Source organism: Faecalimicrobium dakarense (assembly GCF_000499525.1).
Lineage (GTDB): Bacteria > Bacillota > Clostridia > Peptostreptococcales > Peptostreptococcaceae > Faecalimicrobium > Faecalimicrobium dakarense.
Genome location: NZ_HG529468.1, coordinates 1 through 245, shown reverse-complemented (window position 1 = coordinate 245; position 245 = coordinate 1). Strand labels below are relative to the sequence as shown.

Here is a 245-nt window from a genome sequence, read left to right as displayed (position 1 = left end):
CTATGTCATTCACTGAAGATTCATTACATAAAAATCCTATTCTAGACATACCTGTATCAACCTTAATATGAACAAAAGCTTTTTGTTTTATACTACTAGAAATATTGTTAATTTTTTCTTGCCATTTCTAAAGAATAAACAGTAAGAGTTACATTATTTTTAATAGCTATTTCTTATGTAAAAAAATGGAAATATGTGTTCGATAAAAACATTGACTTATATACTTGTAGATAATATGATTATAT

General features: G+C 23.3%; 1 protein-coding gene. It reads right to left on the bottom strand.

Annotated features, from left to right (window positions below; all coding sequences use genetic code 11):
- Positions 1-91: hypothetical protein (locus BN899_RS21040; RefSeq protein WP_350339262.1), on the bottom strand; the 91-nt coding region annotated here is incomplete at its 3' end.
- Positions 92-245 lie beyond the last annotated feature (154 nt).